Origin of the sequence: Acidisoma silvae (assembly GCF_020618775.1) — a bacterium.
Taxonomy (GTDB): Bacteria; Pseudomonadota; Alphaproteobacteria; order Acetobacterales; family Acetobacteraceae; genus Acidisoma; species Acidisoma silvae.
The window spans coordinates 453967-475187 of the sequence record NZ_JAESVB010000001.1; the positions used below are offsets into that span (position 1 = coordinate 453967).

Annotated in this window: 15 protein-coding genes and 1 tRNA gene; 10 read left to right on the plus strand and 6 right to left on the minus strand. The window is 65.2% G+C overall.

Going from position 1 to position 21221, the window contains the following annotated elements:
- The first annotated feature begins 36 nt into the window (after nt 1-36).
- Entirely contained in the window at nt 37-1422 is a 1386-nt protein-coding gene (locus tag ASILVAE211_RS02165) for an MFS transporter (protein WP_227319631.1), read from the plus strand.
- A gap of 25 nt (nt 1423-1447) precedes the next feature.
- On the opposite strand, the gene ASILVAE211_RS25920 is transcribed toward ASILVAE211_RS02165, so the two are convergent.
- Both ASILVAE211_RS25920 and ASILVAE211_RS02170 read right to left on the minus strand, forming a co-directional pair.
- Nucleotides 1448-1582 (minus strand): hypothetical protein, encoded by a 135-nt coding sequence (locus tag ASILVAE211_RS25920; RefSeq protein WP_264478638.1) that lies wholly within the window; start codon nt 1580-1582, stop codon nt 1448-1450.
- A gap of 141 nt (nt 1583-1723) precedes the next feature.
- A tRNA-Gln gene (locus tag ASILVAE211_RS02170) sits at nt 1724-1797 on the minus strand.
- A gap of 177 nt (nt 1798-1974) precedes the next feature.
- On the opposite strand from ASILVAE211_RS02170, the gene ASILVAE211_RS02175 reads away from it, so the two are divergent.
- Both ASILVAE211_RS02175 and ASILVAE211_RS02180 read left to right on the plus strand, forming a co-directional pair.
- Nucleotides 1975-3474, plus strand: coding sequence for a PfkB family carbohydrate kinase (locus ASILVAE211_RS02175; RefSeq protein ID WP_227319632.1), 1500 nt, complete (start codon nt 1975-1977; stop codon nt 3472-3474).
- Nucleotides 3475-3502: 28 nt separating this feature from the next.
- Nucleotides 3503-5650 (plus strand): malate synthase G, encoded by a 2148-nt coding sequence (locus ASILVAE211_RS02180; RefSeq protein ID WP_227319633.1) that lies wholly within the window; start codon nt 3503-3505, stop codon nt 5648-5650.
- 18 nt (nt 5651-5668) lie between these two features.
- On the opposite strand, the gene ASILVAE211_RS02185 is transcribed toward ASILVAE211_RS02180, so the two are convergent.
- Nucleotides 5669-6088 (minus strand): DUF2306 domain-containing protein, encoded by a 420-nt coding sequence (locus ASILVAE211_RS02185; RefSeq protein ID WP_227319634.1) that lies wholly within the window; start codon nt 6086-6088, stop codon nt 5669-5671.
- On the opposite strand from ASILVAE211_RS02185, the gene ASILVAE211_RS02190 reads away from it, so the two are divergent.
- The 4 genes from ASILVAE211_RS02190 to ASILVAE211_RS02205 are packed head-to-tail and all read left to right on the plus strand — an operon-like array spanning nt 6057 to nt 11009.
- Nucleotides 6057-7763 (plus strand): ABC transporter substrate-binding protein, encoded by a 1707-nt coding sequence (locus tag ASILVAE211_RS02190; protein ID WP_227319635.1) that lies wholly within the window; start codon nt 6057-6059, stop codon nt 7761-7763. The genes ASILVAE211_RS02185 and ASILVAE211_RS02190 overlap by 32 nt on opposite strands.
- Complete coding sequence (locus tag ASILVAE211_RS02195; RefSeq protein ID WP_227319636.1) at nt 7760-8719, plus strand: ABC transporter permease; 960 nt, start codon at nt 7760-7762, stop codon at nt 8717-8719. The genes ASILVAE211_RS02190 and ASILVAE211_RS02195 overlap by 4 nt, the downstream gene beginning before the upstream one ends.
- Nucleotides 8716-9528 carry an ABC transporter permease gene (locus ASILVAE211_RS02200; RefSeq protein ID WP_227319637.1) on the plus strand — a complete coding sequence of 271 codons (813 nt, stop codon included), beginning with the start codon at nt 8716-8718 and terminating at the stop codon, nt 9526-9528. Before ASILVAE211_RS02195 ends, ASILVAE211_RS02200 begins: the two co-directional genes overlap by 4 nt.
- Entirely contained in the window at nt 9525-11009 is a 1485-nt protein-coding gene (locus ASILVAE211_RS02205; RefSeq protein WP_227319638.1) for an amidase, read from the plus strand. The genes ASILVAE211_RS02200 and ASILVAE211_RS02205 overlap by 4 nt, the downstream gene beginning before the upstream one ends.
- 130 nt (nt 11010-11139) lie before the next feature.
- On the opposite strand, the gene ASILVAE211_RS02210 is transcribed toward ASILVAE211_RS02205, so the two are convergent.
- The 3 genes from ASILVAE211_RS02210 to ASILVAE211_RS02220 form a co-directional block, all read right to left on the minus strand.
- Nucleotides 11140-12144 carry a P1 family peptidase gene (locus tag ASILVAE211_RS02210; RefSeq protein WP_227319639.1) on the minus strand — a complete coding sequence of 335 codons (1005 nt, stop codon included), beginning with the start codon at nt 12142-12144 and terminating at the stop codon, nt 11140-11142.
- 8 nt (nt 12145-12152) lie between these two features.
- Nucleotides 12153-13055, minus strand: a complete 903-nt coding sequence (gene speB / locus ASILVAE211_RS02215) for an agmatinase (RefSeq protein WP_227319640.1) — start codon at nt 13053-13055, stop codon at nt 12153-12155.
- Between the two features lie 88 nt (nt 13056-13143).
- Entirely contained in the window at nt 13144-14277 is a 1134-nt protein-coding gene (locus ASILVAE211_RS02220; protein WP_227319641.1) for a Hint domain-containing protein, read from the minus strand.
- A 438-nt stretch (nt 14278-14715) separates the two neighbouring features.
- On the opposite strand from ASILVAE211_RS02220, the gene mutS reads away from it, so the two are divergent.
- The 3 genes from mutS (at nt 14716) to ASILVAE211_RS02235 (ending at nt 21120) form a co-directional block, all read left to right on the plus strand.
- A complete protein-coding gene (gene mutS, locus ASILVAE211_RS02225) occupies nt 14716-17385 on the plus strand; it encodes a DNA mismatch repair protein MutS (protein WP_227319642.1) in 2670 nt (889 codons plus the stop codon).
- Nucleotides 17386-17387: 2 nt separating this feature from the next.
- Nucleotides 17388-20189, plus strand: coding sequence for a [protein-PII] uridylyltransferase (locus ASILVAE211_RS02230; RefSeq protein ID WP_227320118.1), 2802 nt, complete (start codon nt 17388-17390; stop codon nt 20187-20189).
- Between the two features lie 64 nt (nt 20190-20253).
- Nucleotides 20254-21120: an SMP-30/gluconolactonase/LRE family protein gene (locus ASILVAE211_RS02235; RefSeq protein WP_227319643.1), complete on the plus strand. Its 867-nt coding sequence runs from the start codon at nt 20254-20256 to the stop codon at nt 21118-21120.
- Nucleotides 21121-21221 lie beyond the last annotated feature (101 nt).

Genomic DNA, 21221 nt, shown 5'->3' on the forward strand with positions numbered 1-21221 from the left:
CTGCCCTTTCGCGGCACTGCGGCATAGGGATGAAGGATGTCTGCCAGCACTGCCTCTATCCCGATCCCGGCACAGGATGGCCTGCCGAAAAACACCCGGCTGAAGGCCATGACCGCCGTCGCCATGGCGGTGCTGCTTTCCGTGCTGGATTATACGGTCGTCAATATCGCCATGCCGGATATTGCGCGCGACGTGCATGTCTCGGCGTCCTCGGCCATCTGGGTCATCAACGCCTATCAGCTGGCCAATGTCATCGCCCTGCTGCCGGTGGCGACCTTGGGTGAGAAATTCGGCCATGCCCGCATGTGCCTCATCGGGCTTGTCACCTTCGTCGGCGCCTCGCTGCTCTGCGCTATTTCGCAGACCTTGCCGGAACTGGCGGCCGCGCGCGCCATTCAGGGTCTGGGCGGCGCCTGCATTCTGGGCGTCAATGCCGCCCTCATCCGCTATATCTATCCGGCCAAGATATTGGGGCGTGGTATTGCGCTGAACGGGCTGATCATCGCGCTCGGCGTGGCGCTTGGCCCCTCCGTCGCGGCGGCGGTTTTGTCCTTCGCCAGCTGGAAATGGCTGTTTCTGATCAACCTGCCGCTGGGCGCGGTGGCCATGTATTTCGCGGTCACCGCCCTGCCGAAAACGCCGCGCACGCCGGTGACATTCGACGGTGTGAGCGCGCTGCTGCTGGCCGTTGGCCTGGGCGGCATCGTGACGGGGGGCGATAATTTCGCCCAGGGCAGCAGTGCGGCCATGGGGCTTGGCCTGCTCGCCATCGGTATCGTCAGCATGGCCGTTCTGGTGCGTCTGCAATTGTCGCAGCGCCACCCGCTGCTGCCGGTGGACCTACTGGCGCGGGGCGGCTTTTCCATCGCCTTCGCCGCCGGCTTTCTGGCTTTCGTGGCCTCGAATTTCTTCATCATCTCGATGCCCTTCAACCTCACCAATGTGCTGCATCGCAGCCCGGTGGAGACGGGGCTCGTCATCACCGCGTGGCCGGTGGCGATTGTGCTGACGGCGCCCTTCGTCGGCCGGCTGGCGGACCGCTATCCGGCGGCCTTTCTGACCTCGATCGGCATGGTCATCTGCGGCACCGGCTTTTTGCTGCTGCGCCTGCTGCCGCCGAACCCGAGCGATATCGACATCGCCTGGCGCATTGCCGTCGCCGGCTGCGGCTTTTCGATGATCCAGCCGCCGAACAATAAGGCCATGCTGATGGCGGCGCCGAAGCACCGCATATCCGGGGCCAGCGGCATGATCTCGGTCTCGCGCCTGCTGGGCCAGACCATCGGCGGCATGCTGGTGGCAATTACGCTGGGCTTCGCGCTGCCGGCGCCGACCAAGACCTGCCTGACCTTCGCGGCGCTCGCCGCCTTCACCGGCGCCGTGTTGAGCTTTTCGCGCGTGCTGATGAAGCAGAGCATCTAGCCCCCGCGCGATAGCTCAGGCCCGGTTAGCGCGGGCCCCAGTAATAATGCGGGTGATGGTAGTAATGCGGCCCGTAATAGCCGCCGGGGCCTTGGTAATAACAGGCCGATACTGCGACCGCGAGCCCAGCCAAGACGAGGACGGTTCTGATCCGGTTCATGGAAGCCCCCTCAACGGGTTTGTTTATAGAGGGGACATGGGCAGGACTGGCTGCGCGTCAATGGTTGTGACGCGAGAGAAACGGCGGGCGTCTGACGCATCCGCGAAGTTCGCGCCTGGCAATATCTATTGTGCTGAACGCTGGCTGGGGGACCTGGATTCGAACCAAGGCTGCCCGGGTCAGAGCCGGGAGTTCTACCGCTAAACTATCCCCCAACGGGATGGCGGCGAGTTACCATGCTGTTTCGCCGGGATCAACCCGCTGCTTATGCGTGACATTCATGTGAACCCCGCGCCGACGCATACTTGCCACCGGCGCGCCGGTCAGAATGCCCAATCCGGGTCAAGCCGCTTTCCCTACTACCGGCCCGGAATGAGGGGCGCTATTGCAGAATGATGAACGACGCCGCCAGCGAAACCCCGTCCTTTCCCAGCGATCTGCCGAAAGACCTGCTGGACGGCGCGCGCAGCCTGGCCCGTGCCTCGGTCCTGGTGGTGGGGGACGCCATGCTGGACCGCTATTTCTACGGCGAGGCCAATCGCATCAGCCTGGAAGCCCCGGTTCCCGTGCTCTGCGTGCAACGCGAACTGTCCTTGCCCGGCGGCGCGGCCAATGTGGTGCGCAATATCATCGCGCTGGGCGGTGCCGCCGCCTTCGTCTCCATCGTGGGGGACGATATGGCGGGCTCGGACCTGACGGCGCTGATCGGCCGGCAGAACGGGGTGGAGCCATGGCTGCTGGTGCAGGGCAGCCGGGTCACCACCGTCAAAACCCGCTTCCTGGCCCAGGGTCAGCACCTGCTGCGGGTCGATACGGAAGACCCGGTGCCGCTGCACCCTAAAATCGCCGAGCGGCTGCTGCGCATTGCAACCGACGCGATGGCCGCCACCGCCGTCACGCTGCTCTCCGACTACAGCAAGGGCGTGCTGGCGGGCGATATGCCGGCCAAGCTCATCGCTGCCGCGAAAAAGATCGGGCGCCCCATCATCGTCGACCCCAGGGGCGAGGAGTACGAGCCCTATCGCGGGGCCGATGTCATCATGCCCAACCGGCGGGAACTGGCGGCCGTCACCGGTCTGCCGGCCGAAAGCGATGAGCATATCGTGCTGGCCGGCCGCGCGCTGCTGGCCCGCTTTGCCATCGGCGCCGCCCTCGTCACGCGGTCCGAGCACGGCATGAGCCTGGTGACGCCGGAAGACGCCTGGCATTTCCCGGCGGAGGCGCTGGAGGTGCATGACGTGGCCGGGGCGGGCGATACCGTCGCCGCCATCCTGGCCGCCGGCATGGGCGCGCGCCTGGCGCTGCCCATGGCGGCGCGGCTGGCCAATATCGCGGCCGGCATTGTCGTCGGCAAGGTCGGCACGGCGGTCGCGCGCCTGGCCGATATCGAGGCGCGGCTGGCGCCCGAGACCGGCGACCACACCAAAATCGTCACCCCGGCGGCGGCCATCGAACAGGCGGAGCGCTGGCGCCGGCGCGGCTGGCGCGTAGGCTTCACGCACGGCCGGTTCGACCGGCTGCATCAGGGCCATGCCCATCTGCTGGAACAGGCGCGCGGCGCCTGCGACCGGCTGATCGTCGCGATCGACGCGGATGAGCCGCCTTTGCCTAAGCGCTCGCTCGGTCGCGCCACCCGTCGCGCGGCGGATCGGGCGATGGATCTGGCCGCCCTGCCGGCGGTCGATCTCGTCTGCGTGCTGGAGGAGGAGAGTCCGCTGGCGATGATCCTGACGCTCAAGCCCGATCTTCTGGTCAAGGGCGCCAGCCATGCCGAGGGCGATATCATCGGCGCGGACCGGGTGGCGGCCTGGGGAGGCACAGTGCTGCGAGCGGAGCTTCTGCCCGCTTCCGCGCGCGGCAAGGCCAGGGTAGTTTCAGACCCCGAACTCTGACGTGCCCAAACCAAAAGGATTGCCAGACATGGACCGTATCGACGCCCAGGGATTGCAGGTCGCGAAACCGCTGCATGATTTCATCGAAAACCAGGCGCTGCCCGGCACCGGGCTGGATGCGGCGGCTTTTTGGGCCGGGTTTTCGGCGCTGGTGCATGATCTGGCGCCGCGCAACCAGGCGCTTCTGGCCAAGCGGGACGAGTTGCAGGCGGCGATCGACGGCTGGCATCAGCAGAATAAGGGCGCGGTGGACGCGGCCAGCTATCGCGGCTTCCTGAACGATATCGGTTATCTACAGCCCGAGCCTGCGCCTTTCACGGTCACGACCGCCAATGTCGATCCGGAGATCGCGACGCTCGCAGGGCCGCAGCTGGTCGTGCCCATCACCAATGCGCGCTACGCGCTGAATGCCGCCAACGCGCGCTGGGGCAGCCTCTATGATGCGCTTTACGGCACGGATGCCATTGCCGAGGATGGCGGGGCCGAACGCGGGCGCGGTCTCAACCCCATCCGCGCCAAGCGTGTCGTCGCCTATGCCAAGGATTGGCTGGATGGGGTGGCGCCGCTTGCCGGTGGCAGCCACGCCGACGCCCAGGGCTATGCTGTTGTGGATGGCGCCCTCGTCGCGACGGGCATTGGGCCCTTGCAGAATGCAGCTGCTTTCGCCGGCTATCTGGGTACGGCGGATGCGCCGGATTCCGTGCTGCTGCGCCATAACGGCCTGCATATCGAACTGGTGCTGAACCGCGCGCATCCCATCGGCCGTGATGATGTGGCGGGTGTGGCGGATATCGTGCTGGAAGCCGCGCTGAGCGTGATCATGGATTGCGAGGACAGCGTTTCCGCCGTCGATACCGAGGACAAGATTTCCGTCTACGCCAATTGGCTCGGCCTGATGCAAGGCAACCTGTCGGCGAATCTCACCAAAGGCGACCGCGTGATCGAGCGCAAGCTGGAGGCAGACCGCCGCTTCACCGCGCCTGACGGTGGCGCGCTCTGGCTGTCCGGGCGCAGCCTGATGCTGGTGCGCAATGTCGGCCATCATATGTTGACCGACGCGATGCTGACGAAAGACGGCGCGGAAATCCCTGAAAACCTGCTGGACGGCGTGGTGACCTCGCTGATTGCCCTGCATGACCTGAAGTCGAAGGGGCCGATCCGCAACAGCCGCGCGGGCTCGGTCTATATCGTCAAACCCAAGATGCATGGGCCGGAAGAAGTCGCTTTCGCGAATACTGTCTTCGACCGGATCGAGACTTTGCTGGGCTTGGCGCCGAATACGCTCAAGATGGGCATCATGGATGAGGAGCGGCGGACCTCCGCCAATCTCGGCGCCTGTATCGAAGCCGCCAAAAGCCGCGTGTTCTTCATCAATACCGGCTTCCTCGATCGTACGGGCGATGAAATCCATACCTCCATCGAAGCGGGCGCCATGGTGCGCAAGAACGCCATGAAGGGCACCGCCTGGATCAAGGCTTACGAAGACCGCAATGTCGATATCGGCCTCGCCGCCGGGTTGCGTGGTCATGCGCAGATCGGCAAGGGCATGTGGGCCGCGCCGGACCGGATGGCCGAGATGCTGGAACAGAAGATCGGCCACCCGCGCGCCGGCGCCAACACCGCCTGGGTGCCGTCACCGACAGCGGCCACGCTGCATGCCTTGCATTATCATGCGGTCGATGTCGCGGAGCGTCAGGAGGAGCTGGCAACGCGCCCCCATGCCTCGCTCGGCGCCCTGCTGACCATCCCGGTCGCCGACGGCACCAATTGGAGCCCGGAGGAAATCCGCGAGGAGATCGACAACAATGTCCAGGGCATCTTGGGCTATGTCGTGCGCTGGGTCGATCAGGGCGTGGGCTGCTCCAAAGTGCCAGACATTCACGATGTCGGGCTGATGGAAGATCGCGCGACTTTGCGCATCAGCAGCCAGCATCTGGCCAATTGGCTGCATCATGGCGTGGTGACACAAGCCGAGGTCGAGGCCGCTTTGCGCCGCATGGCGGCGGTGGTCGACAAGCAGAATGACGGTGACGCGCTGTATAGGCCGATGGCCCCTAGCTTTGACGGGCCGGCCTTCAAAGCGGCGTCGGACCTCGTCTTTAAAGGCCGCGCCCAGCCCAACGGCTATACCGAATTCGTCCTGCATCAGTGGCGGCGCGTCGCCAAAGCGGGCTGACCGGTGGCATGACGTGCTTCACATGAGATGAAGCACGTCATGCCATAGAAGATGGCCCAGCAGCCGGTCCGGCAGAAGCGTGAACAGCCCTGCCAGGACGAGGCCGCCGAAGAAGAGGCCCCGCATCGCCTTGCCGTGGGTCAGCCGATTGCCGTGATAAATCGCCCAGACCCCGCGCGGCAGGGTTACCAGCACCAGCACAACGAAGAGATGGATGGGCGTGAAGCCGTCGATATTCGGCAGGCCGCGATAGGTGCGAATGGGAATGGCGAGTACCGCGACCGCCGTCATCAGTCCCACCCAGACCCAGCCCATGGCCTGGTGCGACAGGGTGCCTTTGCGGCGCAGCAGGATCAGCGTGCCGATCAGCAGTGCCAGAACGGCCGCCGCGATATGGCCAAGCACGATGGGTGACGCCAGGGACAGCGTGTCGCGCATCATGGGTATCCGCCAGTGCTCCATCATCCTGCATGATGCCGCAACGAATATGAAGGCATTCCGGCAGGTGGAACAGGTCGGCGGGCGTAAAAATCGCGATCGGACGTCACGCCTGTTGGCATCGGGCGGCAGGGGTGGTCTTCTGCACTGCAACACCCGTGGCGAGGAGCGGCTCTTGAAGACAAATATGATGCGGCGCCCGACGATCCTGTTCGCGGCCGCCATGGTCGGACTTTTGCCGGCGCTGCCGGCTTTGGCCGCCCCGCCCGACAGCCTGACGCTCGGCATCGCGCTGGAGCCGCCGGGCCTGGACCCGACCGCTGGGGCGGCGGGTGCCATTCGCGACGTCACCTATGACAATATCTTCCAGGGCCTGACAAAGATCGACGCAGAAGGGCAGGTGGTGCCGAGCCTCGCCAAAGCTTGGACGGTCGCGCCGGACGGCCTGACCTATACATTCGACCTGCAAAGCGGCGTCACCTTTTCGGACGGCACGCCCTTCGACTGTTCCATCGTTCAGTTCAGCTATGGCCGGGCCATGGCTGCCGACAGCATCAATGCGCAGAAGCAGCTTTTCGCGCCCATCGCCAAGGTCGATTGCCCCAGCCCGCTGAAGGCCGTCATCACCCTCAAGCAGCCAATCTCGACCTTCCTTTACGATATGGCCTGGGGGGACGCGGTGATGGTGGCTCCCAAGACGGCGGCGACCAACAAAACGCAGCCTGTCGGCACCGGGCCTTTCATGCTCAGCCGCTGGGTGCCGGGCGACCGCATCGAACTGGTCCGCAATCCGCATTACTGGGGCAATGCGCCCAAACTCGCCGCCGTTACCTTCCGCGTGATTGCCGACCCGGCAGCGGCGACGGCCGCTTTGCTCTCCGGCGCGCTCGACGCCTATCCGGATTTTCCGGCGCCCGAGACGGTGGTGAAGTTCCAGCATGATCCGCGCTTCACGGTCGATATCGGCACGACGGAAGGCAAGGTCATTCTGGCGCTGAACGATGCGCGCAAGCCGTTCAGCGATATCCGGTTTCGCCAGGCTCTGGCCTATGCCATCGACCGCAATGCCATCGTCCAAGCCGCCTATTCCGGCTATGGCCGCGTCATTGGCTCTCATTACACGCCGAGCGACCCGAACTTCGTCGATCTGGCCAACGCCTATCCCTATGACCCTGCCAAGGCGAAGCAGTTGCTACAGGAAGCCGGCGTGAAGCCGGGCATGACGTTCACCATCACCATGCCGCCGCCATCCTATGCACAGCGCAGCGGCCAGTTGGTGGCAGCTTATCTGTCCCAGGTCGGCATCAATGTGAAACTCGAATCGGTCGAATGGGCGCAATGGCTGTCCAAGGTCTTCAGCCAGTCCAATTTCGACGCGACGGTCATCGCCCATGTCGAATCCCGCGATCTCGATATCTATGCACGGCCGCATTACTATTTCAATTATGATAGCCCAACCTACAAGGCGCTCTACGCGCAGTATATCGCGGCGACCGACCCTGCCGCCCAAGCGGCGCTGGTCGAGAAGTTGCAGCGTCAACTCTCGGCCGACGAACCCAATATCTTCCTTTTCGCGCTGCCCAAGATCGGCATCTGGAATGCGAAGCTGAAAGGCATGTGGTCCAACGATCCCATGCCGGCGGATGACGTGACAGAGGTCTATTGGGGGCCGTGACCCATTATCTGCTGCGGCGCTGCGCCACGCTGGTCGCCGCACTGTTCTTTGCCTCCATCATCATCTTCATCGTCCTGCAGATTCTGCCGGGCGATCCGGCGCTGGTGATTCTGGGGCCGGATGCGCAGGCCGATACGCTGAAAGCCTTGCGGCATCAGCTCGGCCTCGATCTGCCGGTCTGGCTGCGCTACCTGCATTGGATCGGCGGCGTGCTGACCGGCCATCTCGGCCGCAGCACCGCCTATGACAGCTCAATCGCCAATCTGATCTTGCAGCGCATTGCGGTCACGGTGCCGCTTGCCATCTTTGCGATGCTTCTGGCCAGCCTGCTCGCCATCCCGGTCGGTGCCTGGGCGGCGGCGCGGCGCGGCGCGGTCGACGGCAGCATCATGGCGGTGACTCAGATCGGCATCGCTGTACCCGATTTTTGGCTGGCGCTGCTGCTGATTCTGATCTTTGCCGTCCATGTCACCTGGTTTCCCGCTGGCGGCTTTCCCGGCTGGTGGCACGGCACCGGCGCGGCCTTGAAGGCGCTGGTGCTGCCGGTGGTGGCACTCGCCGTGCCGCAGGCGGCGATCCTGGCGCGTGTCACGCGCGGCGCGGTGCTGGATGTGGGCCTGCGGGATTATCTGCGTACGGCGCGGGCCAAGGGCCTGCGCGAAGGCGCCATCCTGTGGCGGCATGCCATGCCCAATGCGCTCATTCCCGTCACGACGCTGATGGGCCTGCAATTTTCGTTTCTGCTGGCCGGCACCATCATCATCGAGAATGTCTTCACCCTGCCGGGCCTCGGCTCGCTGCTGTTCCAGGCCATCGGCCAGCGTGATCTCATCCTGGTGCAGGACCTCGTGCTGCTGTTCGCGGGCCTCGTCATCCTCATCAATTTCCTGGTCGATGTGCTCAATGCCGTCATCGACCCCCGGCTGGCCCAAAATCTGGGGCAGGGGCTGCAATGAGGAATCTGCGCATTCTCATCGGCGGCGCCATGACGCTGATCGTCATCGTCACCGCCTTGGTCGCGCTGGTCTGGACGCCCTATGGCCCGACCGCCATCGACATCCTGCATCGTCTGGCCGCACCCTCCGCGGCGCATCCTTTCGGCACGGATGCTTTCGGGCGGGATACGCTGTCGATGATCATGGCGGGCGCCGAGAATTCCATCATCGTGGCGCTCGCCGCTGTCGGTCTTGGCGCGGTCCTGGGCATTCCGGCCGGGCTGCTGGCCGCCGCGCGCGGCGGCTGGACGGAAGAACTGCTCATGCGCGGCGCCGATCTCACCTTCGCCTTTCCAGCGCTGCTGACAGCGGTGATGATCACCGCGCTGCGCGGTCCTGGGGCTTATACGGTGATGATCGCCATCGGTGTCTTCACCGCACCGGTGCTGGCGCGGGTCACCCGCACCGCCGCCGGGGTCATCTGGGTGCAGGATTATGCGCGCGCCGCCCGTGCGCTGGGGCGCGGCCGTGGCGCCGTCACCCGCGTTCACATCCTGCCGAATATCCTGAGCGTGCTGACCGTACAGATCACCATTCAACTGTCACTGGCGATTCTGGCCGAGGCCGGGCTTTCTTTCGTCGGTTTGGGTGCGCAGCCCCCCGCGCCGAGCTGGGGGCGGATGCTGAACGATGCGCAGACCTACATCTATACAGCGCCGTTTTTGACGCTATTTCCCGGTCTGGCCATCGCGCTCGCGGTTTTGGGCCTGAACATGCTGGGTGACGGATTGCGGGACGCCATGGATTTAAGACGACGGAGACGCGCATGACCCCGCCCTGGACAGTCCGAACGCTTGGCGCGGCCCTGGCGCGCGGCGACGTGACGGCGGAAGCGGTGGCCGAGCTGTCGCTGGCCCGCATCGCGGCCGAGGACGGCACGCTCAACGCTATCATCACGCCCAACCCGCACGTGCTGGAGGATGCGCGCGCTATCGACCGCCGGCGTGCGGCGGGCGAGGCGGTGGGACCGCTGGCCGGCATTCCCGTTCTGGTGAAGGATACGATGGATATGGCGGGCCTGCCGACCACCGGCGGCTGGTCCAAGCTGTCGGCGCGCGCCGGCGGCGTCGATCTTATTCCCCGGCGCGACAGTGCCGTGGTGGCGCGCATGCGCGCGGCCGGCGCCCTGTTGCTGGGCAAGACCAATGTCCCGGTCATGAGCGCGAGCGGCACCAATGCCAATGACAGCTGGGCCGGTCCGACGCTGAATGCCATCGCGCCCGAGCGCGCGCCGGGTGGCAGCAGCGCGGGCTCGGCGACCGGTGTCGCCGCCGGCTATGCCGTCATCGGCCTGGCCGAGGAAACCGGCGGCTCCATCCAGAATCCGGCGGCGGCGCAAGGGCTGGTCGGTATCAAGCCGACCTTCGGCCTGGTGCCCAATTCCGGCGTCATGCCCCTGGCCAATAGCACGCGCGATGTAGTCGGGCCGGTGGCGCAGACGGTGCGCGGTGCCGCCATCGCGCTGGACGTTTTGGCGGGCTATACGCCGGAAGACCCCAAAACGGTTGCCGGCATCGGTCGCCGTCCGCTGGGCGGCTATGCCGCCGCCATCCGCCCCGGGGCGCTACAGGGCAAGCGCCTCGGCCTGTACGGGCCGGGCTGGCGCCACGCGAACCTGTCCCCGGCCAGCGAAGCGCTGTTCCGCACCGCTTGCGAGGGGCTGCGGGCGCTGGGCGCTGAATTGATCGAAGATCCTTTCGCGGGCTCGGGCTTCGCCGATCTGGCCCATTTCGTCAGCGCCCTGCCTTACGATCCGCGCGGCGAGGAATCGGTTGTCTATGACCTGGACCGCTACCTGGCGACCTTCGGGCCGGACAGCCCGATCAATTCGCTGGACAGCCTGAGGCGCGTCACCGGTGCCGATCCGTTCGACCCCGCCGGGCCGCTCGGCTATCTGTGGGAGCTGGAGGATTTTCGCCATCTGGTCGCGAATTACCGTGACCCGCCGCCGCTTACGCGCTTCCTCGGCATCCGGGAACACTATCTGCAGATCTTCAAGCAGGTGATGAACGCCCATCGGCTGGACGCGATGGTGATGCCGCAGACCCAGGCGGAGCCGCCGCTGCTGCACGCACCCGAGCCGATTCTGGAAACGGCGGTTTCCGAAATCAATATCGCCGGCCTGCCGGCGATCACCGTGCCAGCGGGGCTTTACCCGTCCGGCGCCGGTTTCGGCCTGCTCTTCGTAGGCCGGCTGTGGAAAGAGGCGCGGCTGATCGCCTTCGCCGCCGAATACGAGGCGATTACCTGAACAGTCAGCTACCTAAACAATCAGCAGTCATGCCCGGCTTCATGCCGGGCATCTACCCGTCAGGGCGCCATGACGGCGTGTTGGCGCCGCAGCGGGTAAATGCGCGTGACAAGCACGCGCACGACAAAATTTAACCGAACAGGTTTTTCCATGCGGGCAGCGCGCCGGGATAGGGCAGGGCGGTCGCCACAAACACGCCGCGCGCGATCGACCGCGCCGTCACCATCATCGCGGCATGGCACAGCACGGTCAGCACCTGAGGGCTGACCGCCTCGCCCTTGCCGGTGGCGGCCGAGAACATCGTATCGCCGTCAAAGGGCAGATGCGCGCCGTGCACCGCCCGTGCCAGTCCGTCCTGCGCCGCGATGGCCAGCCGCTTGGCCTGTGCCTTGGTCAGTGGCGCATCCGTCACCACCAGCCCGATCGTCGTCGCGGTCGGCGGATTCGGATCATCGGGAAGGCCCTTCGCCCGCAGCTTCAGATCCTCGGCTGAGAGCGCGTGGGACGGGAACCCCAAGCCGCCGAACTCGCCGCCCTGTTCGAAGGGAGCGGCCCAGAAATGCGGGCCTTGCCCCACCAGCGGGTTGCCGACCGGATTGGCGACGGTGATGACCGCGACCTTGTAGCCCGCGCGTGTTTCCATGCTCGCCGAACCCAGCCCGCCTTTCACCAGCGGTGTCGTCGCGCCCGTGCCGCCGCCCACCGTGCCGAGAGCGAAAGCGCCGTCGGTCGCGGCCTCGGCTGCCGCGTAGCCCATCTCGCGATAGGGGGAGAAACGGCCCCAGTTCTTGTCGCCGCCATTGGTGAGGTCGAAGACAATCGCCTGGGGAATGACAGGCACCTGCACGCCGCCGAAGACGGCGCCGCGCTTTTGCTCCCGCGCCCAGGCCTGCACGCCGCCGGCCGCGTCCAGCCCGAAACAGGAGCCGCCGCCCAGCGCGAAACCATCCACGCCGCCGGCCGTCATCTCAGGCTCCAGCAGCGCCGTATCCCGGCTGCCCGGCGCGCCGCCCAGGATGCTGACGGAAGCCGTGGCCGGCTCGTCGAAGAGAATGGCCGTCACGCCCGAGCCAAGGGCGAGGTCGGTCGCATGACCGACGATGAGGCCGGGAATATCCGTCAGCAGGTTGCGCATGATCCGGCTCAGGCTTCAGGGCGGCCGAGCAGGGCGAGGTATTCCCACATCACCGTGGCAGCGGCGAGAGCGGTGATTTCGCTCACGTCATGGGCGGGCAGAACCTCCACCACATCCATGCCGACGAAGGAGAGGTCGGTGAAGCGGCGGATGATGGCCTGGGTCTGCCAGCTGGCCAGGCCGCCGATTTCCGGCGTGCCGGTGCCGGGGGCGAAGGCCGGGTCCAGGCAATCGACGTCATAGGTGAGATAGGTCGGGCGGTCGGAGCCGACGACGGCGATGGCGCGTTTGGCGACGGCCGCGACACCCATCTCATGCACGTCCTGTGCGGACAGGATGGTAACGCCCTGGCTGACCGTCCAATCCCAGACATCGCGCTGCACGGGGGACCGGATGCCGATCTGGATCATCCGGGTCGGATCGACCAGCCCTTCATTAATGGCGTGGAAGAAGACCGACCCATGGCCGTAGACCTGACCGAAATTGTCGTCCCAGGTATCAACATGGGCGTCGAAATGGATGAGGCTGAGCGGCTCGCCGATGCGCGTCCGCAGGGCGCGCAACAGCGGCAGGGTGATGCCGTGCTCACCGCCCATGGCGAGAAGATGCGGAATACCGGTGGCCTGCTTTTCGATCAGCGAAAGGCTTTTGGGCAGGTCGCCGAGCGCGATCTCGAACTCGCCCGCGTCGGCGATGGGCATGGCATTCACGTCGGTCCAGAAATGCGGATGTTCGCCGTCCACCAGCATGCGGCTGGCCTGGCGGATCGCACCGGGGCCGGAGCGCGCGCCCGACCGGTTGGTGACGCCGATATCGAGCGGAATGCCGGCGACGGTGAAGGTCGGCCCGACGCCCGAAATGCTGCGGCCCAGAAAGCCGGGACCGGTCGCGAAAGTCGGAATGCCTGCCATCGTCTCACCCTGTCTCTATGCCTGCCGGTCCTGTCCCGGCGCCTTCGTTGCATAAACCAGAGTGGTCGCCGTGGCGACCTCGGACAGCCTACATGCGCGCGAGTTTGGATACGCTCAATCGCGGCCGGGGGCGTGGACCTGCGCTGTCGCCGGCTGCCGCTGCCTCAGGCGCGGTCACCGAGTTTGCGGGGTCTATCGCGACGAGGCGCGCATGCAGCTGCACGACCTGGCGTTCCAGCCATTCCAGAACGCGCAAAGTTTCAGGCAAGTCCGATTCCTCAATCATTGCGGCGATGTCGAGATCGGTCAACGCGCTGGACGGCGTGATCGCGGAGAAGCTGATTGGGCAACCATTGAGGGCTTTTCCATCAGCGGCGCGTCGCACGATCAATTCATGGGCTTCGCGCGGATCAAGCGGACGCGACAATTCGACGTGAAAAGCGTGATGGCCGTTGCCGATACCGGCACGCCGCAGATCGCTGCGGAACTGATCCGACACCGTGACCGCGATGATATGGCCCTTGTCCATGACTTCGAGCACAACCGGCACGTCAGGATGATCAGGCAGCCAGGCCCAGCCTGACAAAATGGTGCGATCCACCCATTCCACCTTGCCCATCAAGGGGCCGCTCTGCGGGCGGTCCATGATATTGGGCTCAGTCAAACCGGCGCGCAGTGCGATACGCGCCCGGATGCGGTCCACCAGGGGGCCGGATTGCAGGATCGGCGCGCAGGTTTTCCAGCCCTGGCTCGGCACGTCGTCCCAGGTTCCGGACGAGGTCGAGGTCATGAACATCGCGCGGTCGCCGCGGTCGATATAGCTTTCGGCCGGCATGTCCTCGGCCATGACCACGGCATGAACGGGCATTTCAATGTTGTAGTAGGCGATGGGGTCCATATCCTCGCAGCGCGTGATGGTGCTGCCGTTGAGCAGGGACTCAGCGGGGACAAGGACGCCGTCGATAAAGAGATTGTGCAATGGCGACAGAAAAAGATCGCGCGAGGGCACGCCGTCATCAATCGCATCCGCTTGAATCTTCAAGGGAATGCTGTTCGGGCTGAGACGGGCGAAATGCCGCCCGTAGATGCGCTGGCCAATCCAGCGGATCGGCAGAATGCCGTGCTGTAGTGTTAAAACTTGGTCGGTCAGTCGAAGTTTTTCGACCCGCACTCTTCCGCGCGTGGTCAGTATTCGCGTGCCGCCGCAAAAGCTCGCGCCCATTTTGCGTTATCGCCTCAGCTGCAAGGGGACAGATTGTCGATTATGTAAGGTGACTTCTAAGCATATCGTCGGTCAACTTCGTTTAACATATTTTTATGAAGACGGCTGATATAACATTTCGAATCCGAACCATTTTTTATAAAACGGTATGGCTTTTTCAAGTGTTTTGTAATGCGTTAGCGAAATCGAACGCGCCAGTTTACGGCATTTGCTACCGATTTTTATTTTTGTCCTGAAAGAGCAAAATTATACTAAGTGGCGACTAAACTGCGGCAAGAATTGCTGCATCTGCGATGTTGGTTATGTTTCTTCAGCGATAGCCATCCCGTCCCTGTCCCGCCTTATCCCGGGCGTCGGCGCCCGGTCATTGCCCCGGGCAAGTCTCCATTATGGCCAGCCCTCTATCGCGTTGCGAATGTGATGGCTACAGAGTTAGCCATGCAGATACCGAGTGCCGCCGGCGCAACCCCTTCGATGGCCCAATGGTTCGCCATGAAGGCGGATCATCCCAATGCCCTGCTCTTTTTTCGGATGGGCGACTTTTACGAGTTGTTTTTCGCCGACGCCCAGGCGGCGGCGGCGGCGCTCGACATCGCGCTCACGGCGCGCGGTGAGCATGGCGGCCAGCCGATCCCCATGTGCGGTGTGCCCGTCCACGCGCGGGATGCCTATCTGGCACGGCTGATCCGGCGCGGCTTTCGCGTCGCCCTCGCCGAGCAGATGGAAGACCCCAAAAAGCGGGCCGGAAAGGCACCGCTGCGGCGGGAAGTTGTGCGGGTCATCACCCCCGGCACGTTGACGGAAGACGCGCTGCTGGAAGCGGCGCAGCCCAATCTGCTGCTGGCTCTGGTGGAATTGGCCGAGAAGCCGCGCGGCCGCGACAGGAGCCAGGGTGCCATCGGTGCCGCCTGGCTCGATATCTCGACCGGCCAGTTCGAAACGGCGCAGGTGTCGCGCGCCGATCTCGCTTCCCTGCTCGGGCGCCTGGCCCCGGCCGAAATTCTGGCCGATGCCGCGATTCCGCTCGGTCCCTGGGAGGATCGGCGTGGCGTCGATTGGCCTCCCGCGCCCCCGCGCGCCGAAGATGCCCGCGCCCGGCTGGCTCAGGCCTTTCATGTCGCGAGCCTGGACGCCTTCGGCAATTTCACCGATCTGGAAGCGATGGCCGCCGCCATGGCGCTGGACTATCTGCGCCTCACCCAGGCCGGCCGGCAACCGCATCTGGCCCATCCCGCGCCGCAAGGCGAGCGCGGCGTGCTGGCGATGGATGCGGCCACCCGGGTCAGCCTGGATATCACCGAGACGCGGGCCGGCGATCGCAGCCAACATACCCTGCTCGCCGCCATACGGCGGACCAGCACGCCTGGCGGCAGCCGCTTGCTCGGCACCTGGCTGCATGCGCCGCTGGCCGATCTCGGCGGCATCCTTGCCCGGCAGGACGGTTGGGATTTTCTGCTCTCCCATGCGGCTTTGACGGAGGAGTTGCGGCTTGGCCTGCGCGCCGCGCCAGACCTCGCCCGTGCATTGGCGCGCGTGGCGCTCGGCCAGGCCGGCCCGCGCGACGTCGCGGCGGTGGGGCAGGGACTGACGGTTGCGGCCAGCCTGGCCAGCCAGTTGCCGGAGGCATTGCCGCCGATCCTGCAATCGGCGCGGCAGGCGCTGGGCGCGCTGCCCGACCTCGGCGCCTATCTCGCGGGCGCCTTCGTCGATCCGGTGCCGGTGCGGCTGGAAGACGGCCGCGCCATCGCGCCCGGTTTCGACGCGGTGTTGGATGAGGAACGCAGCCTGCGCGACGAGCAGCGGCAGATTCTGGCCCGCGTTCAGCTGGACTATGCCGAGCGCTACGGCGTGCCGAATCTCAAAATCAAGCATCACGCCCAGCTGGGCTATGTGATCGAGGTGCCGGCGGCGGTGTCGGAAAAGCTGCGCGGTTTCCCCGAACTCGTGCTGCGCCAGGGCCTCGCCTCCGGCGCGCGCTTCACCAGCACTGAACTCTCCGAGTTGGATCAGAAAATCGCGGCAGCGGCCGAGCGCGCCGGTGCGCGGGAGCGGATCGTCTTCGACGGTCTGGTCAAGACCGTCATGCAGGCGCGCGACGCGATTTCGGCCTGCGCTGCCGCGCTGGCGCTGCTCGATGTTCTGCAGGGGGCGGCCCGCCTCGCTGAACAGGTGGGCTGGTGCCGCCCGCAGATGACCGAGGGCGAGGATTTCGCCATCGAGGCCGGACGCCATCCCGTGGTCGAGGCCGCCCTCGCCGGGCGCGATCCTTTCGTGCCCAATGACTGTTCGCTGTCGCCCGGCCAGCGGCTGATGCTGCTGACCGGCCCCAATATGGCGGGCAAGTCCACCTTCCTGCGGCAGAACGCGCTGATCGTCATTCTGGCGCAGGCGGGGCTGCCGGTGCCGGCGGCGACAGCCACCATCGGGCTGGTCGACCGGCTTTTCTCCCGCGTCGGTGCCTCCGACGATCTGGCCCGTGGCCGGTCGACCTTCATGGTTGAAATGACCGAGACTGCGGCCATTCTTCATCAGGGTGGGCCGCGCAGTCTGGTCGTGGTCGATGAAATCGGTCGCGGCACCGCGACATTGGATGGGTTGGCCATTGCTTGGGCAGTTTTAGAGGCCCTGCACAATACGGTGCGCTGCCGTGCGATCTTTGCCACGCATTTTCATGAATTGGCCCGATTGTCGGGCATAATGCCTCAATTGCAGCCTGCGACCATGCGGGTGAAGGATTGGAAGGGCAGCGTCATTTTCCTGCACGAAGTCACCAAAGGGGCGGCAGGGCGAAGCTGGGGCGTGCATGTGGCAGCCCTTGCGGGCGTGCCGGCCCCGGTCGTCAAACGCGCGGGCGCGCTGCTTGCCAGCCTCGAAAAAGCAGGTCCGCTGACGCAATCCGCCGAATTGCCCTTGTTCGCGGCAGCGCAACAGCAACATGATGCCGCCCCTGGTGCGGAACTGGGCCAGGAGCCGGAAGCGGACAGGCTGCGTCAGGCTCTGGCCGACATCGATCCCGAGCAGATGACCGCCCGCCAGGCTCTGGATTACCTGTTTCGACTCAAGGATTTGGCTTCTGGTGCCTCAGCCGCGGATTCTCTAGCATCGTGACAATGACCACCGACACCATCGCTTCCAGCCCCAGCCTGTCCGACGCCCTGGCCGAGATCGCGGCGATGGACGGCAGCATCTCGCGTGAGGCGGCCCTTGCGGCCTTCCGGCGCCATCTGGCGCGGACGCAGCATTTATTGCAGCAGGCTTTCGAGCGGGACGAGCTCTCCGGTCTGACGGCTGCCGCCGCGCTGGCCGGGCATATGGACGCGGTCGTCGTCACGCTGATGGATTATACGGGCTCGGTCGCCCGGCCCAATGCGCCGGATCGCATGACGGTGGTGGCGACCGGCGGCTATGGTCGCGGCTTCCTGGCGCCCTTCTCCGATATCGATCTGCTGTTTCTGACGGACGCCGATCCGTCGGAGGAGACGCTCGCGGCGGTCGAGTTCATGCTCTATTTCCTCTGGGATCTCGGTCTCAAGGTCGGGCACGCGACCCGGTCGGTCGAGGAATGCCTGACGGAAGCGCGGAGCGACGCCACGGTTCGCACCACCTTGCTGGATGCGCGCTGCCTGGTCGGCGAAAAGCCGCTGTTCGATGAGTTTCGCCGCCGCTTCCGGGCGCAATGCGTCGAACTGGGCGCCGCCGAATTCATTCGCGTCAAACAGGCGGAACGCGCCGCCCGTCATCGCCGCTACGGCGACAGCCCCTTTCTGGTCGAGCCCAATGTGAAGGAAGGCCGGGGCGCGATGCGCGACCTGCACTATCTCCATTGGGTCGCCAATTACGTCTATGACATCCGCGACGTCGATGACCTGCTGTCGATCGACGGCCCTTACGGCCCAATGCTCACGCTGCGGGAGGCGCGACACTTCCGCCGTGCGCAGGACTTTCTCTGGACCGTGCGCTTTCATCTTCACTATGTCGCGGGACGGCCAGAGGAACGCCTGACCTTCGATCTGCAACCTATCGTCGGCGCCCGCATGGGCTATACGCGGCATGGCGTGCAGGACGGGGTGGAGCGCTTCATGCGCCATTATTTCCTCACCGCGCGCGATGTGGCGCGGCTGACCCATGTGCTGGAGCCGGAACTTGTCCGCGTCGCCCGCGGCTCGCCGGCCGTTGTGGCGCCCACCGACAAGATCCTGCTGCAAGCCGGCATCATCCTGGCCGACGGCCAGTTGCTCTGCGCGGATATCGATGCCTCGGCCAATACGCCGATCATCATGCTCAAGATCATGCAATTCGCGCGGGATCGCCATCTGCGCATTCATCCTCTGGCGCTGCGGTCCATGATCCGCAACGAGCGCACCACCATCCAATTGCGCCGTGATCCGCAGGCCATGGCGATCTTCCTGGACCTTCTCTGCGGCAAGGATGGCGAGACCGGGCGGTCTGACGGTGCCCGCTGGCTGACGCTCATGAACGAGACCGGCATCCTCAGCCGTCTGGTGCCGGACTGGGCGCGCATCGTCGGCCAGATGCAGTTCGACACCTATCATGTCTTCACGGTCGACGAGCATACGATCGAGGCGCTGCGCGTGGTGGCCTCGCTGGAACGGGGCGAATTGACGGAAGCGGCCCCCGTCGCTTCCAGCCTCGTCGATCATCTGCAATCCCGCCGCGCGCTTTATACCGCCGTGCTGCTGCACGATATCGCCAAGGGCCGGGGCGGCGACCATTCGGTGCTGGGCGCGGAAATAGCGCTCACCATCTGCCCCATGCTGGGCCTGTCGGCCGAAGAGACCGAAATGGTGTCCTGGCTGGTGCTGCATCACCTGCTGCTCAGCCAGACTGCCTTCAAGCGCGATATCGACGATCCCAAAACCATTCTCGATCTTGTCGATACGGTGCAGTCGCCGGAACGCCTCAAGCTGCTACTGGTTCTGACGGTCGCCGACATGCGCGCGGTCTCGCCGAAAGTCTGGAACGGCTGGAAGGCGACGCTGCTTCGCGAGCTTTACACCCGCGTCGCGGAAGTCCTGGCCGGCGGCCTGGCCACGACCGAACGGGACGTGCGCGTGGCTCGCGCCAAGGAAGCCGCCGCCGAACGGCTCAGCGACTGGACGGCCGAGGATATCGCGACCTTCCTCGATCTCGGCTATCCGGCCTATTGGCTCAGCTTCGATCCGGCGACGCATGAGCGTCACGGCCGCGTCATTCGGGACGCCAGCCATCGGAATGCGCCGCTCAGCGTCCAGCATGAGGTTCTGCACAACCGGGCGGTGACGGAAGTCACTGTCTATGCGGCCGATCATGCCGGCCTGTTCAGCCGGATCGCGGGCGCTCTGGCCATTGCCGGCGCCTCCATCGTCGATGCGCGTATCCATACGCTGACCAATGGCATGGCGCTGGATACCTTCTGGATTCAGGACGCCAATGGCGGCATTTTTGCCTCGCCCCAGCGCCTCGCGCGTCTGTCGGTGCTGATCGAGCAGGCGCTGGCCGGCAGCCTGCGCATGGAGAATGAGATACGCGGCCTGTCCGACGCGCTGCTGGGCCAGCGCATGCGGGCCATTCATGTGCCGCCGCGCGTCGTCATCGATAATCACGCCTCCAATACCCATACGGTGGTGGAGGTGAACGGCCGTGACCGGCCCGGCCTGCTGCATGACGTGACGGCCGCCATTACCGGCGAGGGCATGCAAATCGCCTCCGCCCATGTCAGCACCTACGGCGTCCGCGCCATCGACGTTTTCTATATCAAGGACGTTTTCGGCCTGAAGGTTCAGAACGAGCGCAAGCTTGAGAATCTGCGTCAGGCCATTCTGGAAGCGCTGGCGGCGGGCGATACGTCGACGCCGACCGAGCCCGAGTCCGAAAGCCTCAATCGCGGCCGCCCGAAGGTCGACGCCGCCTGAGGGATACACCATATTCCGCCCCGAAGGCGTGCCGCCTTGGCGCGCGCAGGGAATGGAGTGGCAGATGACGCAGCGGACAGTCTCTCTCGTCTGGGACAGCGGGTGCGGCACCGGGGAAAGCCCGACCTGGGACGCCGATGCCGGGCAGCTCTATTTCACCGATATCCCGAACGGTCGCCTGCATCGCTACACACCCGCCACGGATGCACGCGATACCTGGCAATTGCCCGAGGTTCTGGGCAGTCTGGCGCTATGCCGCTCGGGCCGCATTCTGGTCTGCCAGAAGCAGAAGATCATGTTTTTTGATCCCGCGACCGGTAGCCTCGACCTTCTGGCGCAGATCGATGAGCCGCAGACCAATCGCCTGAATGACGGCAAGGTTGGGCCGGACGGCTGTTTCTGGGTCGGCACCATCAACGAGGGCGCGGACGGTCTGCCCTCGGGCAATCTCTACCGCATTACGCCGCAAGGGCAGGTGGAGAAGAAGGTCGAAGGCCTGAAGAACTCCAACGGTCTCGCCTGGACGGCCGACGGCCGCACCCTGTACCACTCCGACACGCGCGGCCCCTGGATCGATATCTGGGATTTCGACGCCGCGACGGGTGCCATCAGCAATCGCCGCCGTTTTGCCGACGTGCCGAATGCCGAGGGCCGGCCGGATGGCGGCGCGCTGGATATGGACGGGTTCTACTGGTCGGCCGGGTCAGGCATGAGTGTCCTCAACCGCTTCGCGCCGGACGGAACCTTGGTCGAAAAAATCGCCATGCCGGTCCCCAATGCGACCATGCCCTGCTTCGCCGGTAACCGTATCTTCATCACAACCGCGCTACCGAGTGACGAAGTGAAACGCCGGGAATTTCCGCAGGCCGGCGGTCTTTTTGAGATGCCGGTTGAGGTTCAGGGCGTGTTGATCGGGCGCTTCGCGGACTGAATGGCCAGACTTCACGGCATTGCGGCGGCAATGTGCCGCCGCTGCCCTAGATCCGTCCAAACCAGTCTCTATCTACAAACTCACAAAGACGTTGTCGGCAG

Excerpts from the sequence above, each read along its gene's own strand:
- ASILVAE211_RS02165 (WP_227319631.1), top strand. The coding sequence starts at position 37 with ATGTCTGCCAGCACTGCCTCTATCCCGATCCCGGCACAGGATGGCCTG.
- ASILVAE211_RS25920 (WP_264478638.1), bottom strand. The coding sequence starts at position 1,582 with ATGAACCGGATCAGAACCGTCCTCGTCTTGGCTGGGCTCGCGGTCGCA.
- ASILVAE211_RS02175 (WP_227319632.1), top strand. The coding sequence starts at position 1,975 with ATGATGAACGACGCCGCCAGCGAAACCCCGTCCTTTCCCAGCGATCTG.
- ASILVAE211_RS02180 (WP_227319633.1), top strand. The coding sequence starts at position 3,503 with ATGGACCGTATCGACGCCCAGGGATTGCAGGTCGCGAAACCGCTGCAT.
- ASILVAE211_RS02190 (WP_227319635.1), top strand. The coding sequence starts at position 6,057 with ATGGGTGACGCCAGGGACAGCGTGTCGCGCATCATGGGTATCCGCCAG.
- ASILVAE211_RS02185 (WP_227319634.1), bottom strand. The coding sequence starts at position 6,088 with ATGCGCGACACGCTGTCCCTGGCGTCACCCATCGTGCTTGGCCATATC.
- ASILVAE211_RS02200 (WP_227319637.1), top strand. The coding sequence starts at position 8,716 with ATGAGGAATCTGCGCATTCTCATCGGCGGCGCCATGACGCTGATCGTC.
- ASILVAE211_RS02205 (WP_227319638.1), top strand. The coding sequence starts at position 9,525 with ATGACCCCGCCCTGGACAGTCCGAACGCTTGGCGCGGCCCTGGCGCGC.
- ASILVAE211_RS02210 (WP_227319639.1), bottom strand. The coding sequence starts at position 12,144 with ATGCGCAACCTGCTGACGGATATTCCCGGCCTCATCGTCGGTCATGCG.
- speB (WP_227319640.1), bottom strand. The coding sequence starts at position 13,055 with ATGGCAGGCATTCCGACTTTCGCGACCGGTCCCGGCTTTCTGGGCCGC.
- ASILVAE211_RS02220 (WP_227319641.1), bottom strand. The coding sequence starts at position 14,277 with ATGGGCGCGAGCTTTTGCGGCGGCACGCGAATACTGACCACGCGCGGA.
- mutS (WP_227319642.1), top strand. The coding sequence starts at position 14,716 with ATGCAGATACCGAGTGCCGCCGGCGCAACCCCTTCGATGGCCCAATGG.
- ASILVAE211_RS02230 (WP_227320118.1), top strand. The coding sequence starts at position 17,388 with ATGACCACCGACACCATCGCTTCCAGCCCCAGCCTGTCCGACGCCCTG.
- ASILVAE211_RS02235 (WP_227319643.1), top strand. The coding sequence starts at position 20,254 with ATGACGCAGCGGACAGTCTCTCTCGTCTGGGACAGCGGGTGCGGCACC.